We start from the raw sequence: 24,130 nt of genomic DNA on the forward strand, positions 1-24,130 counted from the left end.
AATTTTGCCCTATGCACAAGTCTGAGCCATAAACTATTCCGGAGCAGTTTCAGCGGTTTCCTGAGTTGCTGGTGCTTCAGTTGCTGGTGCTTCAGGGGCAGTTTCTGCTGAGACTGGTGCTTCCTCTGCTTTGGAAACCGAGGCGAGCACAGAACCATTCATACTAATAGCATCAATCATCAGACGGGTTTTTTCCTGTCTGTGTCCCCGCTTCTTACGGGTTTTCTTCTTGGGCTGCATTTTGTAGACGATGATTTTGCGATCGCGAAAGTGTCGCATCACCGTTCCTTGTACGGTTGCTCCTTCAACTAAGGGCTGACCGATGCTGATTTCACCATCATGATTAACGAACAGGACTTTGTCGATGGTGACATTTTGCTCTGGTTCAACGTGCAGTAGTTCGATGTCGTAAAAGCGACCGGGTTCGACTCGCAGTTGCTTGCCACCAGTTTCGATAATTGCGTAGGTCATGGATTTGTTTTTCTATAGTTGCCGTACAGGTAGCTGGTTAGTGTTTGTTCCGATGGATAGGATTTCTTGGTTGTGCCAGCTTTTGGTATGCCTTCACCTGATCCGAGCAGGAATCGACACGTAATCTATGATTATCTTTGATTAGTTACTCTTTGTCAAGACCATAACCGTGAATCCTGACAGCAAATCTACCAGTAGGGTGATCTTACTGGTAGATTTGATGCCCAGTTTTTCATAAGTCCTGATAAATTTGTAAAGAAGTATTGCTAAAAGACGTTGACACTAGATCATATTTTTTTCAATTTACCCACTCTAGCTCTAGCAGCAAACAACTCGGTTCTAACTAACCTCACGGCTATTGTTAACCAAATCTTAAATGGCATATCCAATGTACTCTTCTTTAGCATCGGTGGTATGCCACTGATTGTCTTGTGGCTAGTGTGTGGTACTGTATTCTTCACCTTCCGGATGAACTTCATCAACATCTGGGGATTTCGACACGCTATTGACATAGCCTTAGGCAAATACGAGCAACCCAACCAAAACGGTGAAATCTCTTCCTTTCAAGCTCTATCAACTGCCCTATCCGCTGGTGTTGGACTCGGTAGCATTGGCGGTGTTGCCTTTGCCATCAGTATCGGAGGACCAGGAGCTGCTTTCTGGATGACCCTTGCTGGCTTATTCGCCATGAGTAGTAAATTTGTAGAATGTACCCTGGCTCAAAAATATCGAGTGGTCAGACCAGACGGAACTATAGCTGGTGGTCCAATGTATTACCTCTCGGCTGGTTTAGCCGAAAATGGGGATATCAAAAACTGGGGCAAAAATTGTGAGCCTGCTATCTGCATCTTTGCCATGTTGGGTCATTTGGTTCGAGCATGTTTCAAGCTAACCAATCCTTTGAAGTAATGGCCAGCGTAGTCCCCTGGCTGATCAATCGAGGCTGGGTTTATGGCTTAATTCTGGTTGGTCTAGTGACATTGGTGATTATTGGTGGCATTCAACGTATTGGCTTAGTGGCTGGTACCATCGTACCCGTCATGTGTGGGATCTACATTTTGGCATCCCTCTGGATTCTGATGCTCAATTTCTCCACCATCCCATCTGCCATCGAAACTATTGTGACAGAAGCCTTTTCTCCCCAAGCCGTTGAGGGAGGTTTGATTGGGGCGTTAGTACAGGGATTAAGGCGTTCAACCTTTACTAATGAGGCAGGTATTGGTTCATCTGCCATTGCCCACGCCGCTGCCAGGACTGAGGAACCAGTGCGGGAAGGGATTGTAGCCCTACTCGAACCCTTTATTGTTACTGTGGTCATCTGCAATATGACTTCCTTAGTATTAGTCATCACTGGAGTATACAAAAATCCTGAGTTTGCTAACTTCGGTGGTGCCGAAATGACCGCCGCTGCTTTTGGTAGTGTAATTAGTTGGTTTCCCATCCTCCTAGCCATCTCTGTGTTCTTCTTTGCTTTCTCTACCATGATTTCATGGAGTTACTACGGTGAAATCTGTTGGGATTATTTGTTTGGTTCGAGAACGTTAATTGTCTACAAAGTATTATTTTTGATCACCATCTTTATTGGAGCTGTGGCTAACCCAGAACCAGTCATTAATTTCAGTGATAGTATGCTTTTTTCTATGGGTTTACCTAATCTTTTCGGTATCTATTTTCTCTGTGGCAAAGTAGCCACTGAACTCAAAGACTATATGGAACGCTTGAATTCTGGAAAAATAGTTCCGGTAACTCAATCTTCCTAGAGCATCAGTATTTATAGTATTTTAAAACAAGCCATAGGGCTGAATCTATGAGCTTATTTGCCACCGACCGTGTACTTGTCCCAATTGATTTTTCTGAAACCTCCTTTGAGGCTTTAGAAAAACAATAGACTTTGTCAAGGATGCATCTCATATATACGTTATCCATGTCCTACCTCCTCTCAACCCTGGTGAACCGGGAGTTATGTGGCGTACGGTAGATAGCCAGACTCGTAAATCCCATGTGGAAAACGTGCTTTCTGAGAGATTCAAGGAACCTCTATACCAAGGAATTCATATCAACGTCACCATCGGAAATCCTGCCTCAAACATCATCGACTACGCCAGGGAACAAGCTATTGACCTGATTGTGATCCCATCTCATGGCTATACCGGTCTGAAACGATTTGTCTTGGGGTCAGTAGCTGAGCGAGTGGTTCGATTTGCCCACTGTCCAGTGCTGGTTCTGCGACGGGAAGTCTAACAGTGATTAATTTTTTTTAATTTGGTTTGGGGCATTCTGGGGAAAATATAGAAAATAGATTTAATATCAGATTTAATATCTGTCTATATTGAAAACTCTAGGGTTGAATCATAATGAAGTGCTATCTTGCAGCTGCCATTCAAATGACTAGCTCCCCTGACCTAGAAAAAAACCTAGTTCAGGCAGAAGAACTGATCGACCTAGCCGTGCGTCGTGGTGCTGAGCTGATTAGCTTACCGGAAAACTTTTCTTTTCTTGGTACAGAGGAAGACAAAATTACCCACGCTGATGCGATCGCAGAGCAAAGTGAACAATTCCTCAAAACTATGGCGCAAAGGTTCCAGGTCACCATCCTTGGTGGTGGCTTTCCGGTACCAGTGGGTAGTAGTAAAGTCTACAATACAGCCCTACTCATCGGTTCGAGTGGCAATGAACTAGCTCGCTACCATAAGGCTCATCTATTTGATGTTAACCTTCCTGATGGGAATACCTATCGAGAATCAGAGACAGTTAAGGCTGGAACTGAACTACCCAAGGTCTACTCGTCCCCAGAATTCGGCAATTTGGGATTATCTGTGTGTTATGATGTCCGATTCTCGGAACTCTATCGACACTTATCCCAGAATGGAGCGGATGTATTGTTTGTGCCTGCTGCCTTCACTGCCTACACTGGCAAAGACCATTGGCAGGTTCTGCTCCAAGCTAGAGCCATAGAAAACACTTGCTATGTGATTGCCCCAGCCCAAACTGGTCGTCACTATGCCATGCGCTACACCCATGGTCATGCTATGATAGTAGACCCTTGGGGGGTAATCTTGGCAGATGCTGGAGACACACCAGGAGTTGCGATCGCAGAAATTGACCCAGACCGCCTCCAACAAGTCCGCCAACAGATGCCTTGTCTAGAACACAGAGTGTTTGTTTGATTAGTTCTTAGTTATCTTATTAGCTATCAGTCTTAATTAACCTGAGTTCTGGATCAAGTTAGTAATCTCGAACTCAGGTCATCACTAAGAACTAACTACTAATGAGTAGCAACAGGCACAGCAGATTCAGACCAACGCCCTACGGCTTTGCCGATTACCGCCATTTCTTTCACCAACTCATCAAACCGATTCGGTGTCAAAGATTGTGGTCCATCAGATAGGGCTTTAGCGGGGTTGGGGTGAACTTCTATCATCAACGAGTCAGTTCCAGCTGCGATCGCTGCTTTTGCCATAGCTGGAACATAATCCGACTTCCCTGTGCCGTGACTGGGGTCAATCATAATCGGCAAGTGAGTTAGGAGCCGTAAGACTGGCACTACTGAAAGATCTAGGGTATTCCGGCTGTATTTACGGTCAAATGTCCGAATTCCCCGTTCACAAAGAATCACATTAGAATTGCCCGCTGCTAGGATATATTCAGCAGCCATCAACCACTCATCAATAGTTGCTGACATCCCCCGCTTCAGGAGTACTGGCTTATCTTGAGCCCCCACTTTTTTCAGTAGGGCAAAATTCTGCATGTTACGGGCACCCACTTGCAGAACATCTGCTACCATACCAATTTTATCCACATCAGCCGTGTCCATCACTTCAGTAATGATGCCCAACCCAGTTTCTTCCCGTGCCTTGGCTAGCAAATCCAAGGCACTTTCTCCATGACCCTGGAACGAATAGGGGGATGTCCGGGGTTTGTAGGCACCTCCCCGCAGGAACTTGGCTCCTGATGCCTTAACCCGCCGTGCTGTTTCCACGATCATCTCCTCGTTTTCCACCGAGCACGGACCGGCAACAATTACCAAGGGATGGTGTTCACCGAACACAACAGGTCCATTCGGCGTTGGCACTAATACCTCACTGGCTTCCCCATGACGATACTCACGGCTAGCCCGTTTAAACGGTTGCTCTACCCGCAGTACCTGTTCTATCCACGGACTAATTTCCTGAATTTGTAGGGGGTCTAAAGAAGCGGTGTCACCGACTAGACCCAACACCACTTTATGCTTACCAACAATTTTTTCTGGAGTCAGCCCCCATTGGCTAAATTCCTGGCTCAGGCGAGTCACCTCGACTTCTGGAGAGCCTACCTTCATTACTACTATCATAAAAAAATCCTCGTGAGTTTATAAACCCCGCGTCTAATGACCGGGGATGAGAAACGAGCCGAGTGACATACTCCCACACGCTTATCAGAGATTACAGTGTGGGCTTCTTGCCAACTCCACCCAACGGTATCGGGCTTTGCCCGACGCTACGCGAACGGATACTTGGCAAGCTTGATTGACGACACGGGATGCCCCTCCGCACCGGAACAATACAAAAAGTTCTATTGTATTTAGTAGGTGGCGGTTAGCTCTTAATTTTGATTACCCTACTAAACAAACATAATTCTAAGGCTGAAACCCAAGATTTCCCTTAGAGTGTCTAATACAACTAGATTCTCAACAGCTTAGGGATTTTAGCCCCACTCAGGGAATTTGGGTGGGAGATGGTCGAGTTACTCCCTTTTACTCCCTTTGCTGTTGACAGAGTGCTTTAATTATTCTACAGAACACTTTCTTGCTCTAGATATGCCTTTTTGGCTTATATTAATGTTTAACTAGTCGCGATATCTGTTTTAAGCAAAATTTTGAGGGAACTCCCTGTCTACAATCTTTGATTTAGGCGGAAGAACGCAAAAATATAACTAATTAATATAATAATATGTTAATTACCATAACAAATTACTTACCCAGGTTAGTTAGGAAGCACTTTTGGGCTTCCTACCTGGTAAACTTATCCCCAAACTGAGATCATAGGATTCCCAAAGGGTTAACTCTTTGTCTTAGCAGCACGCCATGCTGATGTCAATCTGCCTAGGTTAGTGGTGAACTCTTGCCAACCAAAAAAAGTTCCTGGTATATCTTCCTCCCACGAAGCAGAAAGAACACCATAGCTCAACCCCAACACACCTAGACCAAAGCATCCCATACTCACCAGAATCACTGCCACATGGGGTAACTCTACCCCAACCTGTGTGATCAATAAATAGCTAACCACAAATGTAACTATCCCTAAGAAACTGGGAATACCACACATTAGACCCATCCGACGCACCATCCTTTTACTGACCACATCGGGGATTGCCATTGAGTCATTTGAGGCTGCCGTTGGCTGATCTTGCTTCTTATTTTGCTTCTTATCTTGCTTGACAGTAGTTTGACTGGGTTTTTCCTTTGGAGTAGTTTGGGGATTTGTTGATGAATTTTGGGCTTTAGGGTTCTTTTTGCGCTTTTGACGTGGTTCAAAAGGCAATCGCTCCCGTGACGGTTCAGTAGACATACACTCTTTTACACTAGGGTCTATTCAACTAGGGTCTAACCCCGAATACCTAAGCGCTCAATCAATTTTTGATACCGTTGTTGATCGTCTTGACGAATATAGCTAAGTAAGCGCTTGCGGCGACCGATCATCTTTAATAATCCCCGTCTAGACGAGTAATCTTTTTTGTGGCTTTGTAGATGGAGACTCAATGTATTGATACGCTCAGTCAGGATAGCCACTTGCACCTCTGCCGAACCAGTGTCAGTTTCATGGACCTGGTAGCCATTAATAATTTCAGTTTTACGTTCTTGAGTTAGACTCATTGATAAAGTTTAATTAGTATAAGTCAACAGTTTTCTATTCTATCACCATCAAGAAGGGATTCAATTCCCAGAGGCTGGGGGATTGTTATGATTAGCTGAGCGCCGCCTATCTAACCACTGTTGTAGGATAATAGCAGCAGCGTGACGGTCAATCAGTCCTTTATTTTGGGTAAGCGATCGCTTACTCGCCTTGAGTCGCGATTCAGCCTCCCAAGAGGTAAGCCGTTCATCGATATACTCTACCGGCAGCTGGAGTGCTGCTGCTAATCGCGTCGCCAATTTTTGCACCTTTCGTGCCTGGAAACCCAGAGTCCCATCCATCGAATAAGGCAAACCTACCACCAGTAGCTGCACTTCTCTGGTTTCAACTAACTCTCGCAGTTGGTCAACATCCCTTTGAAATGAGGTACGATCAATAGTAGTTAAACCAGTAGCAATCAAACCCGTCCCATCACAACCAGCCACACCAATACGTTTGCTTCCCAAATCCAATCCCAGTGCTGAAATTCTTTCCATAACTTAAGCTCCTATCTTATAAATTTACAGTCACAGAGCTAATTTTGGAAATGGCACATTAGGTATGAAGCTTTCTTACATTAGCTATAACCCAACTTGGAATCTCTAACTACTTCTGTGGTGAAGATTTAACCGACACCGTCTCCTCTTGAGAGACTACACTCTTAGACTGGGAAACCCCAATAGAGACCTTTTTACCCTTAGCACGGTGTTTCTTCGATGGGGATTGTGACCAGGATATGCGGCTGGGGATTGGGGTTCGGGCTGGCTGTAGCCCCTGAAGCACATCCGATAACTCAAAAGTAACAGACTTGGTTTCTCGCAACTTATGCCAGACAGAACGGGACATCAGCAGAGTATGCTCAATCCGTTCTGCTCCCAGCTGAGCTAGATACTCTTCCTGCTCAGCTTGATAGTCAGCCGTTGCCAGATGTAGGGATTGGGAAGGCAGTTTTTGGGCAATCCGTGCTATTTGAGACAGTAACTCTGGATATAGGTAATTGTAGGCTGGATGAACTGTTAACTCAGCTGAGTTGGTACGGTTACCATCACGGCACAGTCGCAGCCGAAAATAGCCAACGGCGACTTTACGCTGTGGTTCAAATACATAGGCACTGATCACTTCAGTATGATTTAGCCACTGCCACAGTGAATCAATGATTTTCCGTGACATACTGGTTTGAAAATCCTGGATATGGCGGTCAAAAACCTTACGCACTATTGGTGGCATTGATGCCGTATCCAGCTGATAGAGCAACTGAGCATCTGCGTTACTGACAGGCAACAGGTTCGGCAAATCTGGTTCACGAACCGCCAATTTTTCCAGCAGTGTTGGCTCAATCGCCCAATAGGTCATCTGAGCTAGGGGTTGGAATCCGTTTTGCCGATAAAGAGCCAGTGAACTTTTATGATTGATATTGACTTCCAATAACCAAGTTCGCGCTTGCCAAATTTTTTCAAAGCAATGGCGCAACAGAGCCGAGCCAATGTCTCGAGTTGCCAGGGTGTTACTCACTAGAGAATTGTTGGCATCAACTAACACCTGCTCCACCCGCCAAGTACTACGGGTGTGATTAAATGGGGAAATTTTGATCAGTCCGCACAGCTTTTGGAGTTGCTCAGCCACATACATACAAAAGCTGTACTGATAGGGGTTGGGAAACCAACTCAAAAACTTCAGCAACCAATACCAGCGTCTAACGTGTTTAAGTGGCTGTTGGTCAACTGATGGGCAGATCTTACTCTGCCCATCAGTTGCCTGTTGCAGTAGCTTCTCAATTGCTGCCAAATCATGGTATTGAAATGGGCGGATCAAGTTCTTCGGGTTTTCCGAGACAGGTGAAGTCATTTTGGGTACGGATGCCATGAAGCTGCTCGCTCTGTTTGACCCATGTTCTTGCGCTGTAACCTACATTTGCAAGACTAGGGTTACTGCCAATATATTAGCTATTTTCCCATCATCCCAGTTGTGACAAGACATATGAGTAATATTAAGTTGTGTTCATGGGGTTTAATCAACCACTGGGAGTGTTGAGTGTTAATCGTTAAGGGTCGGTCAAGGGTGAACACTCAACATAGTCTCAACATAGGTAAGCTATCAGCTATCAGCGTGTCGCGTATCAGCTATCAGCCTGTGGCCACACTACTTGAGGAGTACACCGCAATTGAATCAAATAACCTGACCGCTGACTGCTGACCGCTGACTGCTGACTGCTTACCAACATAGTCTCAAGGTAGTATAGGCATGCCCTTATCTAGCGCTTAGTCTTGTAAGGCTTAGTCTTCATCCATTATATTCCCTTTGTCTACCCGTTCTAACTGCCACAGAATTTGATTACCTTCACGCCTGACCCTTGAGACAACCCAGTTGCGCCAAGACCAGTGGTTACCCCGACTAGTGACAGCGCTGGCGTTCACATCCATTAAATCGGCCAGTTCAGAACTACTAATCAGGTAGCCTTGGCTGGCAATTTCATCCGCGATGTGTAGAGTTTCTACCAGATTACGCAGTTGAGCAACTCTCACCTCGCGGGGTAATTCGTCAGTAGTACTAACAGAAGAAGAAATAGCTGATTCCATAATTAAAACAGAAGATATATATCGATGAGGTAGAAATGCTCGATTATATAGTTTACCGAAAGCTCTGAGGGCTCATCCCCTAACTTATCGTTATGGGGATGAGCCCGAAGGGAATTTATTCCCCGTCAGCTAATTTTGATCTCGAATGCTGATACTGGCTCTGGTAGTATATAATCAGATAGTAAGGCACGCCAGTATTGGAGATGACCCTTTGATATAAGTAGGTAACGTAAAAAATGTGTCTTGAGAATGCACATTGCGTAATTCAATCTAACGATATGATGGCCTATGAAAGTCATTGGGCAAGAAATTAGAGAAAGCCTGGCAAGTCTGAGGAAAAACCCTGAGTACGGTGGGGCACACCGGAACTTAGATCAATGATTCTGAACGCTTGGGGAGATTTGACCTCTACTGTGGTTGGTGTAAACCTGTCACGGCAAGTCAATTCGGTGAGCCAAGAATCCCCCTGCTTATAGCTGTGGGGAGTGTCAAGTAAGGTAACCCATCAGTAGTATAGGAGTCTGATATCCCTGTTACTATCTTTGGTGAAAGATTACCACCGAAGATAAAGGTTTAACAAACCCCTGTCTCCAGCAATCCCTAAAAAGACCCCCATATGTCTTGCCTAAAATTAAAACACTATTAGCTAAACCGCGAGAAGCCCCGCACTTTACCGGATAGGCTAAGTGTACTATGGTCAGCGCGGGGCAAGGGTCGGAACGTCGAAATGCCAAATGGAGGCGCGCTTGACCCGTAATTTAATTCGCCATGGGTCGCGCCTCAAAGTTTTAACCCTTTCAGCCAAGCCTCCTAGCCATAAAGGCTGCCCCAGCGAGGGATTGCTCGCTGGGGTAACTTCTGACCGTGTCGTTAATAAAGTAACCCGTGTAACCTAAGCAGTAGCTGGTGTTGGAAAGAAGCCCGCACTGTCCCGTGCTTGGCAGCGTCGGGAGTATGTCACTAAAACACTACTAGAGCAATCTGGTAAGCCCCCCACAGCACAAAGTCGTGAGCTACGAACCCCTACATCACAAATATCGTCCCCAGAGATTTGCAGATTTAGTGGGGCAAGATGCGATCGCAAAAACCCTAACCAATGCCATCGAGAGTGAGCGCATTGCCCCTGCCTATTTGTTTACTGGCCCTAGAGGTACCGGGAAAACCTCTTCAGCACGGATTTTAGCTAAGTCTCTCAACTGTCTCAAGACTGATTTGCCAACTCCATTTCCTTGTGGGGAATGTCACGTCTGCCGTGAGATCGCTGGTGGTTTATCCTTGGATGTGACTGAGATGGATGCAGCTAGTCATACAGGTGTAGATAATATCAGGGAAATCATTGAACGGGCTCAATTTGCCCCAGTCCAGTGCCGCTACAAAGTGTATGTGATCGATGAATGCCATATGCTTAGTACCGCAGCCTTCAACTCCCTTCTCAAAACCCTGGAAGAACCACCGGAGCGGGTAGTCTTCATCTTGGCTACCACAGACCCTCAACGGGTATTACCCACCATTATTTCCCGCTGCCAACGCTTTGATTTTCGCCGCATTCCCCTAGAGGCAATGGTGTCTCATCTGAAGGATATTGCAGTTAAGGAAAATATAACTATTACACCAGATGCCTTAACCTTAGTGGCACAAGGGGCTCAAGGCGGGCTCCGGGATGCAGAAAGTTTGCTAGATCAACTGAGTTTGTTAGATGAACAGGTCACGGTAGAGCAGGTTTGGGATTTAGTGGGGGCATTACCTGAACAAGACTTGCTGGCATTGCTAAACGCGATCGCATCTTCTGAAGCAGTAGCAGTACTAGAACAATGTGGCTATCTGATCGATAGAGGTCGAGAGCCCCTAGTTATCCTACAAAATCTGGCTAGCTTCTACCGAGATTTGTTGATTGCTAAAACTGCTCCTGCTCGTAATAATTTATCAGCCATCACCCTCCCCACCTGGCAGAAGCTGTGTGAGTTAGCTAAACAGCTGGATGTGGAGAGTATTTTACGTGGTCAACAGCATCTAAAAGACAGTGAAATTCAGATCAAAAACACTACCCAGCCCCGTCTCTGGTTAGAAGTAACCCTAATGGGTTTATTGCCAGCGGCTCTTGCCTCTCAATCCGTAGAAACCTCAAAGTTATTCCCTGAAAATCCATCAGTCAAACCCTCAGCACCTTCGGTTAAACCTAGGCACCAGCCTAAACTACCACCAGTTGGGAAACATCAGCCCAGAAAAGAGCCATACAATCAATCAACCTCTGCTCGAGATCAGACTACTCCTAAACCAGAGCATCCAAGTAAACCAGCTCAGAAGCCCAAGACTCAGAAAACTGAGGAGCCTAAGCCTTCAGAAAGGTTAGGGTTTCAACCACACCCAGACACCTCTACCAATGGCATACCCAAAACCCCTGATTTAGCTACAACCTCAATACCGAATCAGGAGGTTGACCATAGCGCTATTGTTGAGCAAGATAGCGAGGTTAGCAACCAGCCCTACGAAATCGAGCAGGTTTGGCAACAGGTCATTCGTAATATTGAACTGGATGGGTCTAGAGAAATACTGCGTAGCAACGGCTGTTTATTAGCTTTCAATGGCCGAGAGGCATCTATTGGCATCAAAAAGAAGGGTGTACAACAGCTTATAAAAGGAATGTTGCCCCAAATTCAAAAGGCATTTGCCAAAGTCCATCCAGGTCATGTGAAAGTTAATTTCCAACTCGTAGGAGCAAACCCGTCCCAGACCGCTCCTCAATCAAGAGTGACCCTAGCAGCAGTACCAACTCAGAAATTACCTCCACCAATCACTACCCCAGCACCACAGGAATCTTCAAACAGCAAGGGGGATTCAAAGGGGGATTCAACCAAGGCCAAACTAGTTGTGCCACCTAGCACCAGTGACTCTTCAAAGCCAGCAGTAAACCCCTCCTCCCAACCATCCCAGCCAGAAAACCTTGCCCCTCCTAGCAATTCTGAAGCATCTGAAGCAGTGGACACTGTATTATCCAAGGGAGGTTATGATTTCTCTGACTTAGACTGGGATGCTGATCAAATAGAGCAAGCTTTAGGGAAAATTAAAGATTGTTTTGGCGGAGAAATTATTGATTTAAATGATGAGCTGAGTAATAATGAAGTGATGCCCAAGGAGCCATTAGTAGAATCGTTTGTCAATGATACTCAGGCTATCTTTGACCAAGAGCAACCCCAATCATCAGTAGCCGAAAATCAACCTGATCCAAGACCGTTTCCTAGAAAGATTCACAACAAGCCTCAACAGTTACAATATGATCAAGATGGTGAACTATCTTTTTAGAATTATAAATTTGGGAATTGGGCTAGCAAAGGGAGCAGAGAGTAGGGAATATGGCATCAAAAATTATTTGTGATAATTTTTGATATCTAGAATTGGTAATTTAAATTTAAATTTAAATTACTAGGCTCCTATAGCGTTGGTATTTGAGATGGAAACCTGTATGGTCTTTTTTTATTGGACAATAAAACTGAGGTTCTCTTTCCCCTATTGCTAGCATGCCTATTGCCTTTTGCCTTTTGCCCCAATTCGTGTGTTTACAACCCAGAGACAAACCCTATAGGCGATGCAAAATTTCTGGTAATAGCTGACCTGGCACTTTAGAAAGGGCAAAGCTTTGTCCCGCAGGACCATTTTCCCGAGAGAATGCTCGAATGGTGTGGATTAGGTAATTCAGAGAAATTTGGTAGGTTTCCGGTTGCTCAACTGTACCCATACAAGCTTGGACATGTTGGTGTAGGGCAGCTTCTAAATGAGTTAACTTAGACCCTTTGCTTAAGGAAAATTGTGGGTGTGTCGCTAGCTGGAAATTAACTAGCCCCAAGTTGTTGTAGGTAGCTATAATATCAAAATTAACTGGTACAGGTGATCTGTTATGGTTAGAGACTTGGTCAGAAGGGTGTGGTTGATATCCTGCGATCGCAAGAGCATTTTCATAAGCCGTTATACATTGCTTAAAGTATTCTGCTTTTGCCCCATATTCCTCCTTTAACTGGTCGGCTAAGTGCCAGTAGGCGGTACCTAGGTTATTCTGGGTTGCAGCATAGCCAGCTGGGTCAACCTCCGGTTTCCGGTATTTGAGAGCATCTTGATAGGCATATATGGCTAGCTTCAACCAGACTGTTGGTTGTTCGTGCTGGGCAAGACTCCAGTAAGTCGTACCCAGGTTATTTTGAATCATTGCCCAATTCTGAGGATTGGCTGTGGTGTCATGATGAGAGATGGCTTCTTGGTAGGCTGCGATCGCTTTCTTTAAATTCGGCACTGGTGATTGATGTTGCGCTAGATTCCAGTAAGCCGTTCCTAAGTTATTCTGGGTTGAAGCATATTTAACCAAGTCATGGTCAGCACCGCCATAGCGCAAAGCTTCTTCATAGGCGCGAATAGAATTTTCCAGATTTTTAGCTAAATCTTGGTACTGGGCTAACTCTCCATAAGCTGTTCCCAAATTATTCTGTATCATGCTAAAAATTTCGGGAGATTGTTCCGCTAAAAAGTCAGTTAGTGCTACTTGATAGCATTTAATGGCTTGCTCTAAATAAGAGAGCATCAGGTTGTCATTGTTCGGACAACGAGATAGCATCCAGTAGAAATTTCCCACATCATTGAGGATAGCGGATTCTTCGATAGGTGTGAATTGTGACCATTGCAGCGCCTGCTCATAAGCCTGGATTGCGATCACTAAGTTTTCCTCAGAGGCATCTCCTTGTTCAATCAGGTAGCGATAATGATTGCCCAATTCAAGATAGGTTTGGCCTGTAGATGGTTTTTGAGTTCCAGGTTGCAAGTTATTTGGTTCAGAGTTATCTTGTGGTGTTTCAGTTTCAGTTGTCGGTCGCAGGTTATTTATTTGTAAGTTATCTTGTGGTGTTTCACTGTGATTTTCAAGTCGCACATTCTTTGATTGAAAGTTATCGTTTAAAGCTTCAACATTAAAACTTTTAACTGTCAACATATCCTCTTGCCCTAACAGTGTCTCCACATCTTCCTGACCAGGATCGATTACTGTTGTTGAGGGGGGTAATGTGTAAGAAGCCTGTGCTGTATCAGCCACCCTTTGGGATAGGGGTGTTGGTTCTCCTTCAAACTCAAAGAAACCAGTGTGCTGTTGCCAAAATTCTGGTACCGACTGCTGAATGGAATAAAACCAAGGTCGTGGCAACCAGAGCAAGAAAGTCAGTTCCCAGTAGCTGAGATTATTCCCAATTGACTGTAAATGCCTGAGAAACAATCGTTGCAGTGCTGCGGGTTGCCGTGTTAAGTTTTCTATACCCAGAATCTGAAATCCCGGTATACTTTCAGAAGTGTAAGATTCCTCATGGTCGGTTAACCATTGACTAATCTGAGCTAAGGGATTGGGTTCGCTCAGATTTAAATTCAGGCTGACCAAGTTTGGGTAACCTTGGTGGTTCATTGACCCGTTTGCTGCACATAAGCCTAACTCCCGGTATAATTGATCTGCTAGCTGGTTGCGCAGATTCAGGTCATCACACACTGCCAAAAAAAGCTGGCGGCGCAGACCAATACTCAAAGCGAGTTTCAAACGTTGATAGGTTTGCCGATTCCAACTGGAAATTTCTTGATTTGAGGCAATGTCCGTTACTATCATGCTGGCATAGGTGTCAGAGCAAAGGGATTCCATATCAACCTTTTCCTGGTTTTGTTGCCTAAGTCAGGATTGAACTTGAATATTCTGTGATCGTGGCTTAATTTATCACTACTTAGCACTCAGGACGATTTTAAGGTAAGTATTGTTTAAGTATCATTACAAAATAAATTACCTCTTCCTATTATCGGTAAGGCTTATAACATCAGGATTTTTATTTTGTAAAACAGGTAATTTTTTTTGTGTGACTACTTACAAATCACTTAGCATTGCTATATCCGTATTTATAACGATTGTTGAAAAATAATAGTATATAAAAATCAGTAATTTTAACCATAGCTATTACCATAAATTTAGTCAACAATAGATTAAAGTATAGCGCTACGCGCAAGGCAATAGGCAATAGGCATGCTAGCAATAGCTGAATATAATAGCTTTTGCTGCTTTTATAAATGTCCTAACCTTAATGGGTAGTGCTATATATCGCTGTTTACTAAATTATCGTAAGCATATGCGCTACAGATGGTGCTACTTGAGGTGCTATCAGCTATCAGCTGTCAGCCGTCAGCTGTCAGGCGTTGGCCTTTGGCACCTCAATTATCGTGGCATAGGCTTCGACGCTGGGACGTAGCGCATAAGCTAAATCCTTACTTTGTATAGTAAATAGGTACAAATATTTTTCCCGATTCCCGATTCCCGATTCCCGATTCCCGATTCCCGATTCCCGATTCCCGATGACCTGTTCCCTGTTCCCTGTTCCCTGTTCCCTAGAAATGATTAAACTCAATCAACATTTAATAACTTATTTAGGTAGCTGCGCCTTATCTGCACTGGTGCTATTTCCAGGATTAGCTAAAGCTCAGGTTCAAGTTTCTCCCTTAGTTATTGAAGAAGAAGCAGAACGAGGTCAAGCTAGAGGTATCATCAACGTCACCAATCGCAGTAATAAGGCATTTCGAGCCCGTGTCTATGCGACACCTTTCACCTACGATGAAAATGGGTTTGAAGCATTGGAATCTAGCTCTAATGATTTAACCCCTTATCTACAATTCTCCCCTCGTGAATTGGTGGTAGAACCAGGCGTAACTCGCCGCATCCGAATGATTTCCCGCTTTCCTCCTAGTATGGAAAAAGGGGAATATCGGGCAGTGATTTTCACAGAAAATCTGGAACATTCCCAGAATAACCGTGGTGGTGTCAGTATGGGCATCGTACCTCGCATTGGTGTGACTGTCTATGTACGTCATGGAGATATTTCTCCCAAATTGACCGTAGAGGAAGCGAGCTTTGATCACAAGAGTAAGCAGATTCTGTTACAGGTTAGCAACAGTGGCAATGCCACTGCACGACCCAAGGTGGAGTGGACTCTCAAGCAGGGAACCACTACGGTCACCACTGGCAAACAAAACGAATGGACAGTGATTGCTGGGGGGGAACGGAAGATTTCTATCGGATATCCTAGTGATGCCAAGGAATTGACAGCTGGACAATACCAATTGACTGGAACCTTGCTTTGGGGCGAAGAAGAGAATCGACAAAGTGTGCCTTTTAGTATTAATCTGACTATGCCCAGCAGCACCACTGCTCAGAGTAGGTAAATTCAGAGTACGCCAATCAGCAGACCTCTTGCAAAAGTCCAAAACTAGTCTCCACAATCCTGCCAATATCCAAAGTTATCTACTTCTCCAAGAAGCCGATTTGATTAAGTCGAATGGCACTAACTTAAGCAAAAGTAGAGAGGTAGCATGCTATCTCTCTACAAGACTGCAAAGACTGAATTAAAAAGGTAGTATTTAACACAGATATTATCTTTTTATTAATTAAAAATTATCCGGTTATCTGCTCCGAATTTACCTGTTTCCTGTTTCTTTTAAAAACTAATTATGATAAACTCCAGTTGTAAGCATTCAGCTGTCAGCTAATGGGCTACGCGCACGCTACGGGAACAGGTATCAGCTTATGCGCTACAGATGGTGCTAGTTGAGGTGCTAGCAGGCGCTTTAACTGCACGGGGTCGGATGAGTACAACGAGCAGGGATTTTCAACCAGCCATACCACCACCCCCCAGCTGGTTTACTACCTCCCTTTGATTACCTGACGGCACATCAAGTAGCGTGGCCTACGGCCAACGGCTGATAGCTGAATGCTTACATCTACTTGAGCTAGGGTAAACTGGTGGTGTAAAGGAAATTTTTAGAAATTATTTTAAAAAAATAAAAACTGTAACCATTCAGCAAAGATACCGAAATTTTAAACTAATTTAACTTGATTAATATGTAGAAAATTACGGGTAATATAGTAATATTTTTTATAGGATTATGGTGGTTTTTATTCCCATAGTAAATAATACAGACCCTAATTGTTTTTACTTAAATCTGTCTGGAAAGGCTGTTCTAGATATTGACAGAACAATTAGCTGATGTTAGATTATTATAAATCAACGGTTTGTTGGTAAAGTCTCCGTAGGAAAAATCGGGTGAAGCCGATTCCCACGGAGACAACTAAAAATATAGAGGTTAATTGCAGTTCAATTTTCCAGCGGAATACGTCGCTGGCTTCCAGCCAATAGTTGAGTTTAGTCAGCTGTAGCTGTCACCGTAAACTTATAGGCATAATCACCACCTTTAAGGGGTAAAAGTCCCTCGATCTCCATGTTAGCTTCAACATCGTATTGGTTAGGAGGTAACGATTGGGGTGGCAGTGCAGGTCCTTCCTTACTACGCCCAATCTCGCCAACTGGTCCACCCCCAAGATCAAAAAAAGTAACTCCATACTCGTAGTTATTGGCGGTGTCTAAAAGTTCTTCAGATAGACGATTCATCGGCATCAAATCCCCAAGAGAGACAATTGCGCCACTATTACACACCATCACACCTGTAGCAGGATCACCTTCTACGTCATTAGCAACTAATACTTCGGGAAAAGGGTTTGCTAAATTACCAGGTTGAACATTTAAAAAAGAACATGTTCCCTCTACTGTGCCGTGGAATTCAAACTCCTGCTCTGTCTCAGGAGCTTCCTGAGCAAAGGCACTGGTAGCACCAACAGCAACACCTAAAGCAGTCAAGGCGGAAATAAATAAGGATTTACCGAATTGGTTTCTCATGTCCTTTATCTGGTGGGAATAAACTGTTTGTTTGTAATTTGTTTGTAATTCTATTGTTTCCTAATTTCCTAACTGGATACATCCGGAAAGATACCGAATTTAAAATTCATTGAATTTGATTAAGGTGGATAAAATTACGGGGAATAAGGGAATAGTAGTGCTACTGCAATAAACCCGATGTATCAAACCCCTTAGTTACTGTTACTTGATCTGACCAAATTGGAAAGTATGTATGTAGTTTCCCTTAAAAAATTTAGTCAGCATTTAGTCAGCTCATAGGTGTTGGATGAAAATTATTTCACTAGCTTATCTAGCTGTAACAACTCTCTTGTCTTCTTTGATTACCATAACTTCCGTTGTTGCCCAAACACTAGCACCTGAAATCCCAAAACCGGAAGTCGCCGCCACTACCTCTAGCCCAAGGCGAAACGATAGTGATCAATTGATTATTCTTCCTGTAGGCGTCAATCTGGGAAAACAGAATGTGATTCCTAGTACCTTAGTGCGGGGATTTGAAGATGGTTCCCAGGCAATTAATTTTGAAAAGTGGCTGATTCCCTTAGATGATGTGATTAAGGGCTTGAAATTAGATGTCAAACCCTTAGAAGATGGTCAATTAGAAGTGCGATCGCCTGGTTTAGTCACCCGCATCAATCCAGAAGACTTACCAACTGACCCAGAATTAGGATTAGTCATTCCCGTCAAAACCATCCAAACTCTTCTAGGAGTCCCGACGGAGTTTGACATGATTGAATACGCCATTAGGTTTAATCCCCCCTGGTTGAATGTGCGGCGCAAAGGTCGGCGAACTCCAGAAATCCCAGTCGTACTTGAAGGATTATCTGAGATTGATGCCCCTGCCTTTAGCATATCCGCGATCAGACAACGGGTAAATATTAGTGGCAGAGGGGGTGGTAGCAGTTCTCTGTCTAATTCCACTAACTATACTGGAGAATTTACCACCATCGGCACCTTATTAGGAGGTAGCTGGTTTCTGAGGACTCGCCAACCGGATTTAACCGATACTGGGACGTTTCGGTTACAGGAAGCCCAGTATTTTCGCCAAACCGATGCAGCGGATTATGTCCTAGGTTCCCAGCCCACCTTTTGGCGAAGTCAAGGGACAGGTCAATATTGGGGTGCGACCACTATCCAGCGCTGGGGATTTATCCCACCACGGTCATCGGGGGGTGGATTTAGTCCTAGCCAACGGTTACAAGCCAATGACATTGGACGCAGCATTACTGGGGAAGCTGAACCGGGTACGTTAGTCCAGCTGACCCAAGGTTTTAATGATGTGGTAGTGGATGAAATCCTAGTGGACTCCTCTGGGGTTTACCGCTTTGAAAATGTCATAACTGGACGAGGCGGTAGCAATACTTATCGCGTCTTTCTATATCCCGATGGACAGCTTACTGCGGAACCGGAAATTCGAGAGGCAAAATTTTCTATTATACCGGGTCAATTGACCAAGGGAGCCTCTGCTTTAGTTGTTTCCACTGGCTTGAGTCGGGAATCGAGCCAGAATGGGAATTTCTTTGGTGAGTTTACAGACGTGCGGGGGGGAATTGCCTATCGCTTAGGAGTCACAGAAGACCTGACTTTGGGGATGGGGATGGTTTACGACGAGTCAGTATTGGGGTTAGGGGAACTATTCTATCAACCTGCTGGATTTCCCTTAAAGGTAAAAGTGTCGGCTCTTTTGGGTACAGAGGATGAGGGGATAGACTATGATGCCAGTATTAACTTCCAACCCTCCCCTAAGCTGAGCTTTAACTTCAACAGTGATAGTCTAGCGCAGCGGTTTCGGGTCAACTGGCAAGTCTTTCGTGGTTTAACCTTGAGAGCCAGTGGTAACACTCGGGAAGAAGCCTTAGCTGCTGGTATGAGCATTTCCCACACTAGCCAAAATTTCTCACTCTTTGCCAGTGCTGACATGGACACCAATAATAACTTGCGCTGGAGTTTGAGGTCTAACCTGGGAAGTCTGAGACTGTCCCATCGAGGCAATGAAATCACCACCAATTCCGAACTAATCTATTATTTGTCCGATAGCAGTGCCTCTAAAGGACATTCCCTGCTACTGGGTTACGAAACCCGGGATTCAAATAACCGTGATGATCACCTCGCTCGCTTAGCTTGGCGCTATCGTTCTCCACAACAGTCTAGTGATGGTCGATATCTATGGGACTTGGATTTCGGCTATGGCTTCGGTTCTCGGGGTAATGGATTGATTGCCTCAGCTTCCAGTGCCGTGATTCCCGGATTAGTATTGCGGTTACGTTATCAGGAAATATCTACTACCTCTGATGGCAGCACGTTCAGGATTGAGGTCTCTCCCAATATCAATGTCCAATCAGGGATTAGCGCTGCCGACACCCGCTTTGACCGCTTACGCAGCCGAGGGGGATTGTTAATTCAGCCTTTCTTTGACAACAATGGCAATGGTAAACGAGATAAAGGGGAAGAGATTTACCTCGAAGAGCCGGATTTACTGTTACTGCTGAATAATAAATCGATTACCTCTTTTCGACCAGACATTCGCAACAATGGGATTTTTGTCAAACTCGACCCTGACACCTATCGCCTTGACCTTGACCCCGCCGGATATCCCATCGACTGGAAACCCGAGGAATCGGCCTATGCGGTGGAGGTGGTGCCCGGTAGCTATACTCCAGTTACTGTGCCAATGGTACTATCCTACACCTTTGCAGGTGTAGTCACTGATGCTGGGGGAGAAGCGGTGGAGGGTGCGAAGGTAGAAGCAGTACCAGTTGATTCAGGAAAATCGATTTTTTCGATTACCAACGGTGCTGGGGTCTTTTATTTAGAAGGGTTGCAGCAGGGTAAGTATAATTTACTGATTAATGGTGAATCGGCTCAACCCAATCAAATCGAGATTAAGCCAGATTCCGAACCTTTCCAAGAACTGAATTTATCGATACTCCTTAGTCCTTAGTCTTTAATCCTTAGTGTTTTGTAGCCAGCAAAGAAGTAAGCATTCAGCCCTTAGCGGTCAGCCCTGGGCTTTTGGCCCACCCTGGGCGAACAGCTTTGTGGCACAGGCTTCGACCCTGGGACTTTCCTGATATTAAACGAATGCTTACCTGTTTTCTTGATCCCAAGCGCGAGTGGGGGAAACCCCCTTTGGCTGACTGCATCGCTTATTCAAAAGCTGTTCGGTGTAGCTTGCCCTATGCCCATAAGCACATCAAGTACCGTGCCCGCCCATAAGCTGATAGCACCTCAAGTAGCATGCGTGTAGCGCATATGCTGATACGCGACACGCTGATAGCTGAATGCTTACGTAATAGGTAATCCTCAACTACCCATTACCCATTACCTGTTACCGATTACCGATTACCCCCTGGAATACCGAGAGTTCAAGCTTCAACTTCTGCTGGTTCTGGTGTAGGGGCTGGGGATGATTCCTGTCTGATGGTGAGGTAGCGAATCACATCTTGACTTAGACGCATTGCTCGCTCAATCTTGGCCACATGGGTACCTGGTCCATTATAGTTCATTTGGATATAAATCCCTTCCCGGTACCTATCTATGGGATAGGCTAAACGACGCTTGCCACGATGCTGAATCTCGATTTGCTCTCCACCTAGTTCCTGCAACAGGTCTCGATATTTGCCGATAGCTTGATCTACTTGTTCCTCGCCCAAATCAGGACGCAGGATGTACATCATTTCGTAAGTGTTTTTCACTGGTATTAATCTCCTTATGGACAATTTGGCTTCTTTTTATCCGATACACAGCACTAACAATCAGCACTAACAATCAGCACTAACAATCAGCACTAACAATCAGCTTTCCTTGAACCACACCAAAGGTGAGAGTCAAGGTTGGGTAATTGACTTGCTTGCTACTGGATAGTTAAAGAAGCAGGAATTGATCTACCGCTACTCAAGCGGACAGTTACCGGATCGGTAAGTGTNTGGGGTTGTTACACTTATCTGAATACTTTGATCTCAATACTTTGATCTCAATACTTTACAAGCATTACCCTTCAGCATTTTAACCCCTTGTGCAACCAATTTCAATTAAATTTCAATTAAGTTGTGCTCAAAGAAAGTACATTCGTCAAAGGGGAATAACACTAGACACCACCAGACACTACTAGAAGATGCTATGTCTGAATGCAGCTTGTTATCTATTGTACTGTTAAGGACAATCTGTTATCGGTACTCAGTACTGACGTACTACCAACTCAATACTACCTTAGGTAAAGTAGAGAATTTTCGTAATATTATTAAGGAACATCTATTGTTATGACACAGCGTTACGTTCGAGTTAAATCTTCTAAAGGACAGACCTACTACGGCTTGTTACAGGTGACCCGCACTATTCAGGTGCTGGATGCACCACCTTGGTTACAGGGACAACCCATAGATTTAGAGTTGGAACCAGAAAGCTATCAATTGCTGGCTCCGTGTGCACCAACTAAAATCGTGGCTGTAGGCAAAAACTATACTGAACACGCAGCGGAATTGGGAACATCAGTTCCTGAGGAACCTTTACTGTTTCTTAAACCCCCTACCACTATAATTCCTGACTCTCAAGCCATCCAGTATCCGCCTCAGTCTCAGCGAGTAGACTATGAGGGAGAATTAGCACTGGTAATCGGTGACTATTGCTTAGACTGCACACCAGACGAAGCTCAATCCAAAATTTGGGGTTATACGATCGCTAATGACGTAACGGCTCGGGATTTACAAAAGCGGGATGCCCAATGGACCAGGGCTAAGGGATTTAATAGCTTTTGTCCCCTCGGACCCTGGATAGTCCGGGAATTGAGTGCTGGGGCAAAATTGCAGACATTTCTGAATGACAACCCTGAGCCAGTACAATCAGCTTTAATTAGTCAAATGGTATTTCCGCCAGATGTTCTGGTATCTTACATTTCCCAGGTGATGACCCTAGTACCAGGAGATGTGATCCTTACGGGGACACCCCAAGGAGTAGGACCAATGGAAGTTGGCGATCGCGTCCGGGTGGAAATTGAGGGAATTGGCCAGTTGGAAAATACGGTGAGCTTACGCCCTTCACAGGCCAAGACTAAGGAATACTAGGGGACTTGGCTGTAAACGGCTTGACTAAGGCTTGGTATTTCTGCGTAACGACCCATCAATGATTGAATCATGGAGTAGCCGCAGGCGGCAAGGATTCCTAAAAATACTACATTATACAAGGTTTCTGTTAGCAAGTTAACCCCTAGTGCTTGGCGTAAAATTGGCAACAATAGAAAACCCAAAACTAAAAGAATGTCTAAAAGAATCGCCTGCATGGTGTTAAAGCGAACAAAATGGCTGATTCGTGGGTTTCTGACTACGGCTAAGAACAAAACAAAGAAAATAATTAACCCCGCCAACGGCAAACGGTAGTAAATTGAAATTAATGGTTGTAGTGGCAGGTAAATAATGCCCAGAATGGGAAACTGTCTTAGCAGAAATTGACCAAAGGGCAAAACCACAATTAGAGGCAGTATATATGCAAGGGCTGCAAAAATCCGGTCTTTAACATCTGTTGATCCGCGCCAAGTCATCGTGATTTCTCCTTGAAGATGTTCAGATCAGGGTTACACTAACTATTATTCAGCATAGCGCAGCACAACACTCTACCCCATCGCAACCTGAAATGCGATTGACCTTTGGTCACGCTTCGCGATCGCTTAGTACAAAAGTTCTTACTACAAAAGTTCTTACTACAAAAGTTTACTCCATATTTACCAGACGGAAGCCCATTTCACACTCATACTGTTGAGCTTGCTTCTCACTTAGCTTCTTGAGGAGATGAGCACACACCAATTTGCCTTGATGCCAGCGAGGTTGACCACTTGGGTCAGCCAGTAAACAACATTGGCAGACAAGGTCGGGGGAAATTACTTGGTTGTCCGTTAGAATTACTAACATAGCACTAATCCTGTTACGCTATCAGGGCTGATGCCGAAGCAAGATACTCTAAGGTCTTCTCAACAGGCTGGAGGATAGGGAAAAATGTTTATTTGCTCACGACACCTTATGCCCATACTAATCGAGAAACTCTTGACCAATCACCTTAGTGCTTAAGTCTTGTTTATAAGTGCTGTTGATTAGAACTATTGCTTAACCCTATTCTTATCTTATTAGATCCCCTGGATGATAAGTGTTGTATAATAAATAATTTAACATAATAAAAACTTTAAGTTTTGCTAAAAATTGGCCTAATCTGAGTCTGAATCGTTCCAGAATCAAGCTTTAAGCTCATCCTTACCGATGAATTGTTTGACAGGACTTATGAAAAACTGGTGAAAAACTGGGCATCAAACGCCCATATGTAGTAGGAATAAGTAGTAGGGATAAGTAGTAGGGATAAGTAATAGGGTGCGTTAATAACCAACCCTGTAGGTATATTTACTGGGTAAGTCCTGTTTAAGGGTCGTGTCCAACTAAACGGGCAAGGGGTCTCCCGTTATAATCGCGTGATTTAACGGGTTAGA

Annotated in this window: 21 protein-coding genes; 8 read left to right on the forward strand and 13 right to left on the reverse strand. The window is 44.5% G+C overall.

From position 1 onward, the window contains the following. Positions 1 to 33: 33 nt before the first annotated feature. Positions 34 to 471, reverse strand: coding sequence for a 50S ribosomal protein L21 (gene rplU, locus LYNGBM3L_RS26010; RefSeq protein ID WP_008188488.1), 438 nt, complete (start codon positions 469 to 471; stop codon positions 34 to 36). A 276-nt stretch (positions 472 to 747) separates the two neighbouring features. On the opposite strand from rplU, the gene LYNGBM3L_RS49525 reads away from it, so the two are divergent. From LYNGBM3L_RS49525 to LYNGBM3L_RS26025, 4 genes are all read left to right on the forward strand, one after another. After that, positions 748 to 1,380, forward strand: a complete 633-nt coding sequence (locus LYNGBM3L_RS49525) for an alanine:cation symporter family protein (protein WP_008188489.1) — start codon at positions 748 to 750, stop codon at positions 1,378 to 1,380. Beyond that, on the forward strand, positions 1,350 to 2,231 hold the full coding sequence (locus tag LYNGBM3L_RS49530; protein WP_324293513.1) for an alanine/glycine:cation symporter family protein: 882 nt from the start codon (positions 1,350 to 1,352) through the stop codon (positions 2,229 to 2,231). Before LYNGBM3L_RS49525 ends, LYNGBM3L_RS49530 begins: the two co-directional genes overlap by 31 nt. A 160-nt stretch (positions 2,232 to 2,391) precedes the next feature. Continuing rightward, positions 2,392 to 2,712 carry a universal stress protein gene (locus tag LYNGBM3L_RS26020; protein ID WP_229414721.1) on the forward strand — a complete coding sequence of 107 codons (321 nt, stop codon included), beginning with the start codon at positions 2,392 to 2,394 and terminating at the stop codon, positions 2,710 to 2,712. A gap of 113 nt (positions 2,713 to 2,825) precedes the next feature. Next, complete coding sequence (locus tag LYNGBM3L_RS26025; RefSeq protein WP_008188493.1) at positions 2,826 to 3,638, forward strand: carbon-nitrogen hydrolase family protein; 813 nt, start codon at positions 2,826 to 2,828, stop codon at positions 3,636 to 3,638. Between the two features lie 98 nt (positions 3,639 to 3,736). Here the strand turns inward: LYNGBM3L_RS26025 and aroF are convergent, their stop codons facing one another. From aroF to LYNGBM3L_RS26055, 6 genes are all read right to left on the reverse strand, one after another. Then, complete coding sequence (aroF, locus tag LYNGBM3L_RS26030) at positions 3,737 to 4,801, reverse strand: 3-deoxy-7-phosphoheptulonate synthase (RefSeq protein WP_044494869.1); 1,065 nt, start codon at positions 4,799 to 4,801, stop codon at positions 3,737 to 3,739. A gap of 706 nt (positions 4,802 to 5,507) precedes the next feature. Next, positions 5,508 to 6,017 (reverse strand): PAM68 family protein, encoded by a 510-nt coding sequence (locus LYNGBM3L_RS26035; protein WP_008188495.1) that lies wholly within the window; start codon positions 6,015 to 6,017, stop codon positions 5,508 to 5,510. A gap of 35 nt (positions 6,018 to 6,052) precedes the next feature. After that, positions 6,053 to 6,322, reverse strand: a complete 270-nt coding sequence (rpsO, locus tag LYNGBM3L_RS26040) for a 30S ribosomal protein S15 (protein WP_008188496.1) — start codon at positions 6,320 to 6,322, stop codon at positions 6,053 to 6,055. A 60-nt stretch (positions 6,323 to 6,382) separates the two neighbouring features. Further along, on the reverse strand, positions 6,383 to 6,838 hold the full coding sequence (gene ruvX, locus LYNGBM3L_RS26045) for a Holliday junction resolvase RuvX (RefSeq protein WP_008188497.1): 456 nt from the start codon (positions 6,836 to 6,838) through the stop codon (positions 6,383 to 6,385). 109 nt (positions 6,839 to 6,947) lie between these two features. Then, entirely contained in the window at positions 6,948 to 8,204 is a 1,257-nt protein-coding gene (locus LYNGBM3L_RS26050; RefSeq protein ID WP_008188498.1) for a GNAT family N-acetyltransferase, read from the reverse strand. A gap of 410 nt (positions 8,205 to 8,614) precedes the next feature. Continuing rightward, entirely contained in the window at positions 8,615 to 8,917 is a 303-nt protein-coding gene (locus tag LYNGBM3L_RS26055; RefSeq protein ID WP_008188499.1) for a hypothetical protein, read from the reverse strand. Between the two features lie 1,008 nt (positions 8,918 to 9,925). Between LYNGBM3L_RS26055 and LYNGBM3L_RS37135 the strand changes: the two genes are divergently transcribed. Then, positions 9,926 to 12,217 (forward strand): DNA polymerase III subunit gamma/tau, encoded by a 2,292-nt coding sequence (locus LYNGBM3L_RS37135; protein ID WP_008188500.1) that lies wholly within the window; start codon positions 9,926 to 9,928, stop codon positions 12,215 to 12,217. A gap of 274 nt (positions 12,218 to 12,491) precedes the next feature. On the opposite strand, the gene LYNGBM3L_RS26065 is transcribed toward LYNGBM3L_RS37135, so the two are convergent. Then, positions 12,492 to 14,576, reverse strand: a complete 2,085-nt coding sequence (locus tag LYNGBM3L_RS26065) for a tetratricopeptide repeat protein (protein ID WP_008188501.1) — start codon at positions 14,574 to 14,576, stop codon at positions 12,492 to 12,494. Between the two features lie 535 nt (positions 14,577 to 15,111). Beyond that, on the reverse strand, positions 15,112 to 15,327 hold the full coding sequence (locus tag LYNGBM3L_RS26070) for a hypothetical protein (protein WP_008188502.1): 216 nt from the start codon (positions 15,325 to 15,327) through the stop codon (positions 15,112 to 15,114). Here LYNGBM3L_RS26070 and LYNGBM3L_RS26075 point away from each other — a divergent pair. Further along, positions 15,314 to 16,138 carry a fimbrial biogenesis chaperone gene (locus tag LYNGBM3L_RS26075; protein WP_008188503.1) on the forward strand — a complete coding sequence of 275 codons (825 nt, stop codon included), beginning with the start codon at positions 15,314 to 15,316 and terminating at the stop codon, positions 16,136 to 16,138. The genes LYNGBM3L_RS26070 and LYNGBM3L_RS26075 overlap by 14 nt on opposite strands. A 977-nt stretch (positions 16,139 to 17,115) precedes the next feature. On the opposite strand, the gene LYNGBM3L_RS26080 is transcribed toward LYNGBM3L_RS26075, so the two are convergent. Then, positions 17,116 to 17,646 (reverse strand): hypothetical protein, encoded by a 531-nt coding sequence (locus tag LYNGBM3L_RS26080; protein WP_008188505.1) that lies wholly within the window; start codon positions 17,644 to 17,646, stop codon positions 17,116 to 17,118. Positions 17,647 to 17,932: 286 nt separating this feature from the next. Between LYNGBM3L_RS26080 and LYNGBM3L_RS26085 the strand changes: the two genes are divergently transcribed. Beyond that, positions 17,933 to 20,605, forward strand: a complete 2,673-nt coding sequence (locus LYNGBM3L_RS26085; protein ID WP_008188506.1) for a carboxypeptidase-like regulatory domain-containing protein — start codon at positions 17,933 to 17,935, stop codon at positions 20,603 to 20,605. Between the two features lie 424 nt (positions 20,606 to 21,029). On the opposite strand, the gene rpsF is transcribed toward LYNGBM3L_RS26085, so the two are convergent. Further along, the gene (rpsF, locus tag LYNGBM3L_RS26090; RefSeq protein ID WP_193374718.1) at positions 21,030 to 21,359 is read right to left on the reverse strand and encodes a 30S ribosomal protein S6; all 330 of its coding nucleotides are present in this window, start codon (positions 21,357 to 21,359) and stop codon (positions 21,030 to 21,032) included. 564 nt (positions 21,360 to 21,923) lie between these two features. Here rpsF and LYNGBM3L_RS26095 point away from each other — a divergent pair. Next, positions 21,924 to 22,724 (forward strand): fumarylacetoacetate hydrolase family protein, encoded by an 801-nt coding sequence (locus tag LYNGBM3L_RS26095; protein ID WP_008188508.1) that lies wholly within the window; start codon positions 21,924 to 21,926, stop codon positions 22,722 to 22,724. Here the strand turns inward: LYNGBM3L_RS26095 and LYNGBM3L_RS26100 are convergent. Both LYNGBM3L_RS26100 and LYNGBM3L_RS26105 read right to left on the reverse strand, forming a co-directional pair. Beyond that, positions 22,721 to 23,197, reverse strand: a complete 477-nt coding sequence (locus tag LYNGBM3L_RS26100) for a Tic20 family protein (protein WP_008188509.1) — start codon at positions 23,195 to 23,197, stop codon at positions 22,721 to 22,723. The genes LYNGBM3L_RS26095 and LYNGBM3L_RS26100 overlap by 4 nt on opposite strands. 169 nt (positions 23,198 to 23,366) lie before the next feature. Continuing rightward, positions 23,367 to 23,564: a hypothetical protein gene (locus LYNGBM3L_RS26105; RefSeq protein WP_008188510.1), complete on the reverse strand. Its 198-nt coding sequence runs from the start codon at positions 23,562 to 23,564 to the stop codon at positions 23,367 to 23,369. Positions 23,565 to 24,130: the final 566 nt, after the last annotated feature.

This window comes from Moorena producens 3L (assembly GCF_000211815.1).
In the GTDB taxonomy this organism is placed as follows: domain Bacteria; phylum Cyanobacteriota; class Cyanobacteriia; order Cyanobacteriales; family Coleofasciculaceae; genus Moorena; species Moorena producens.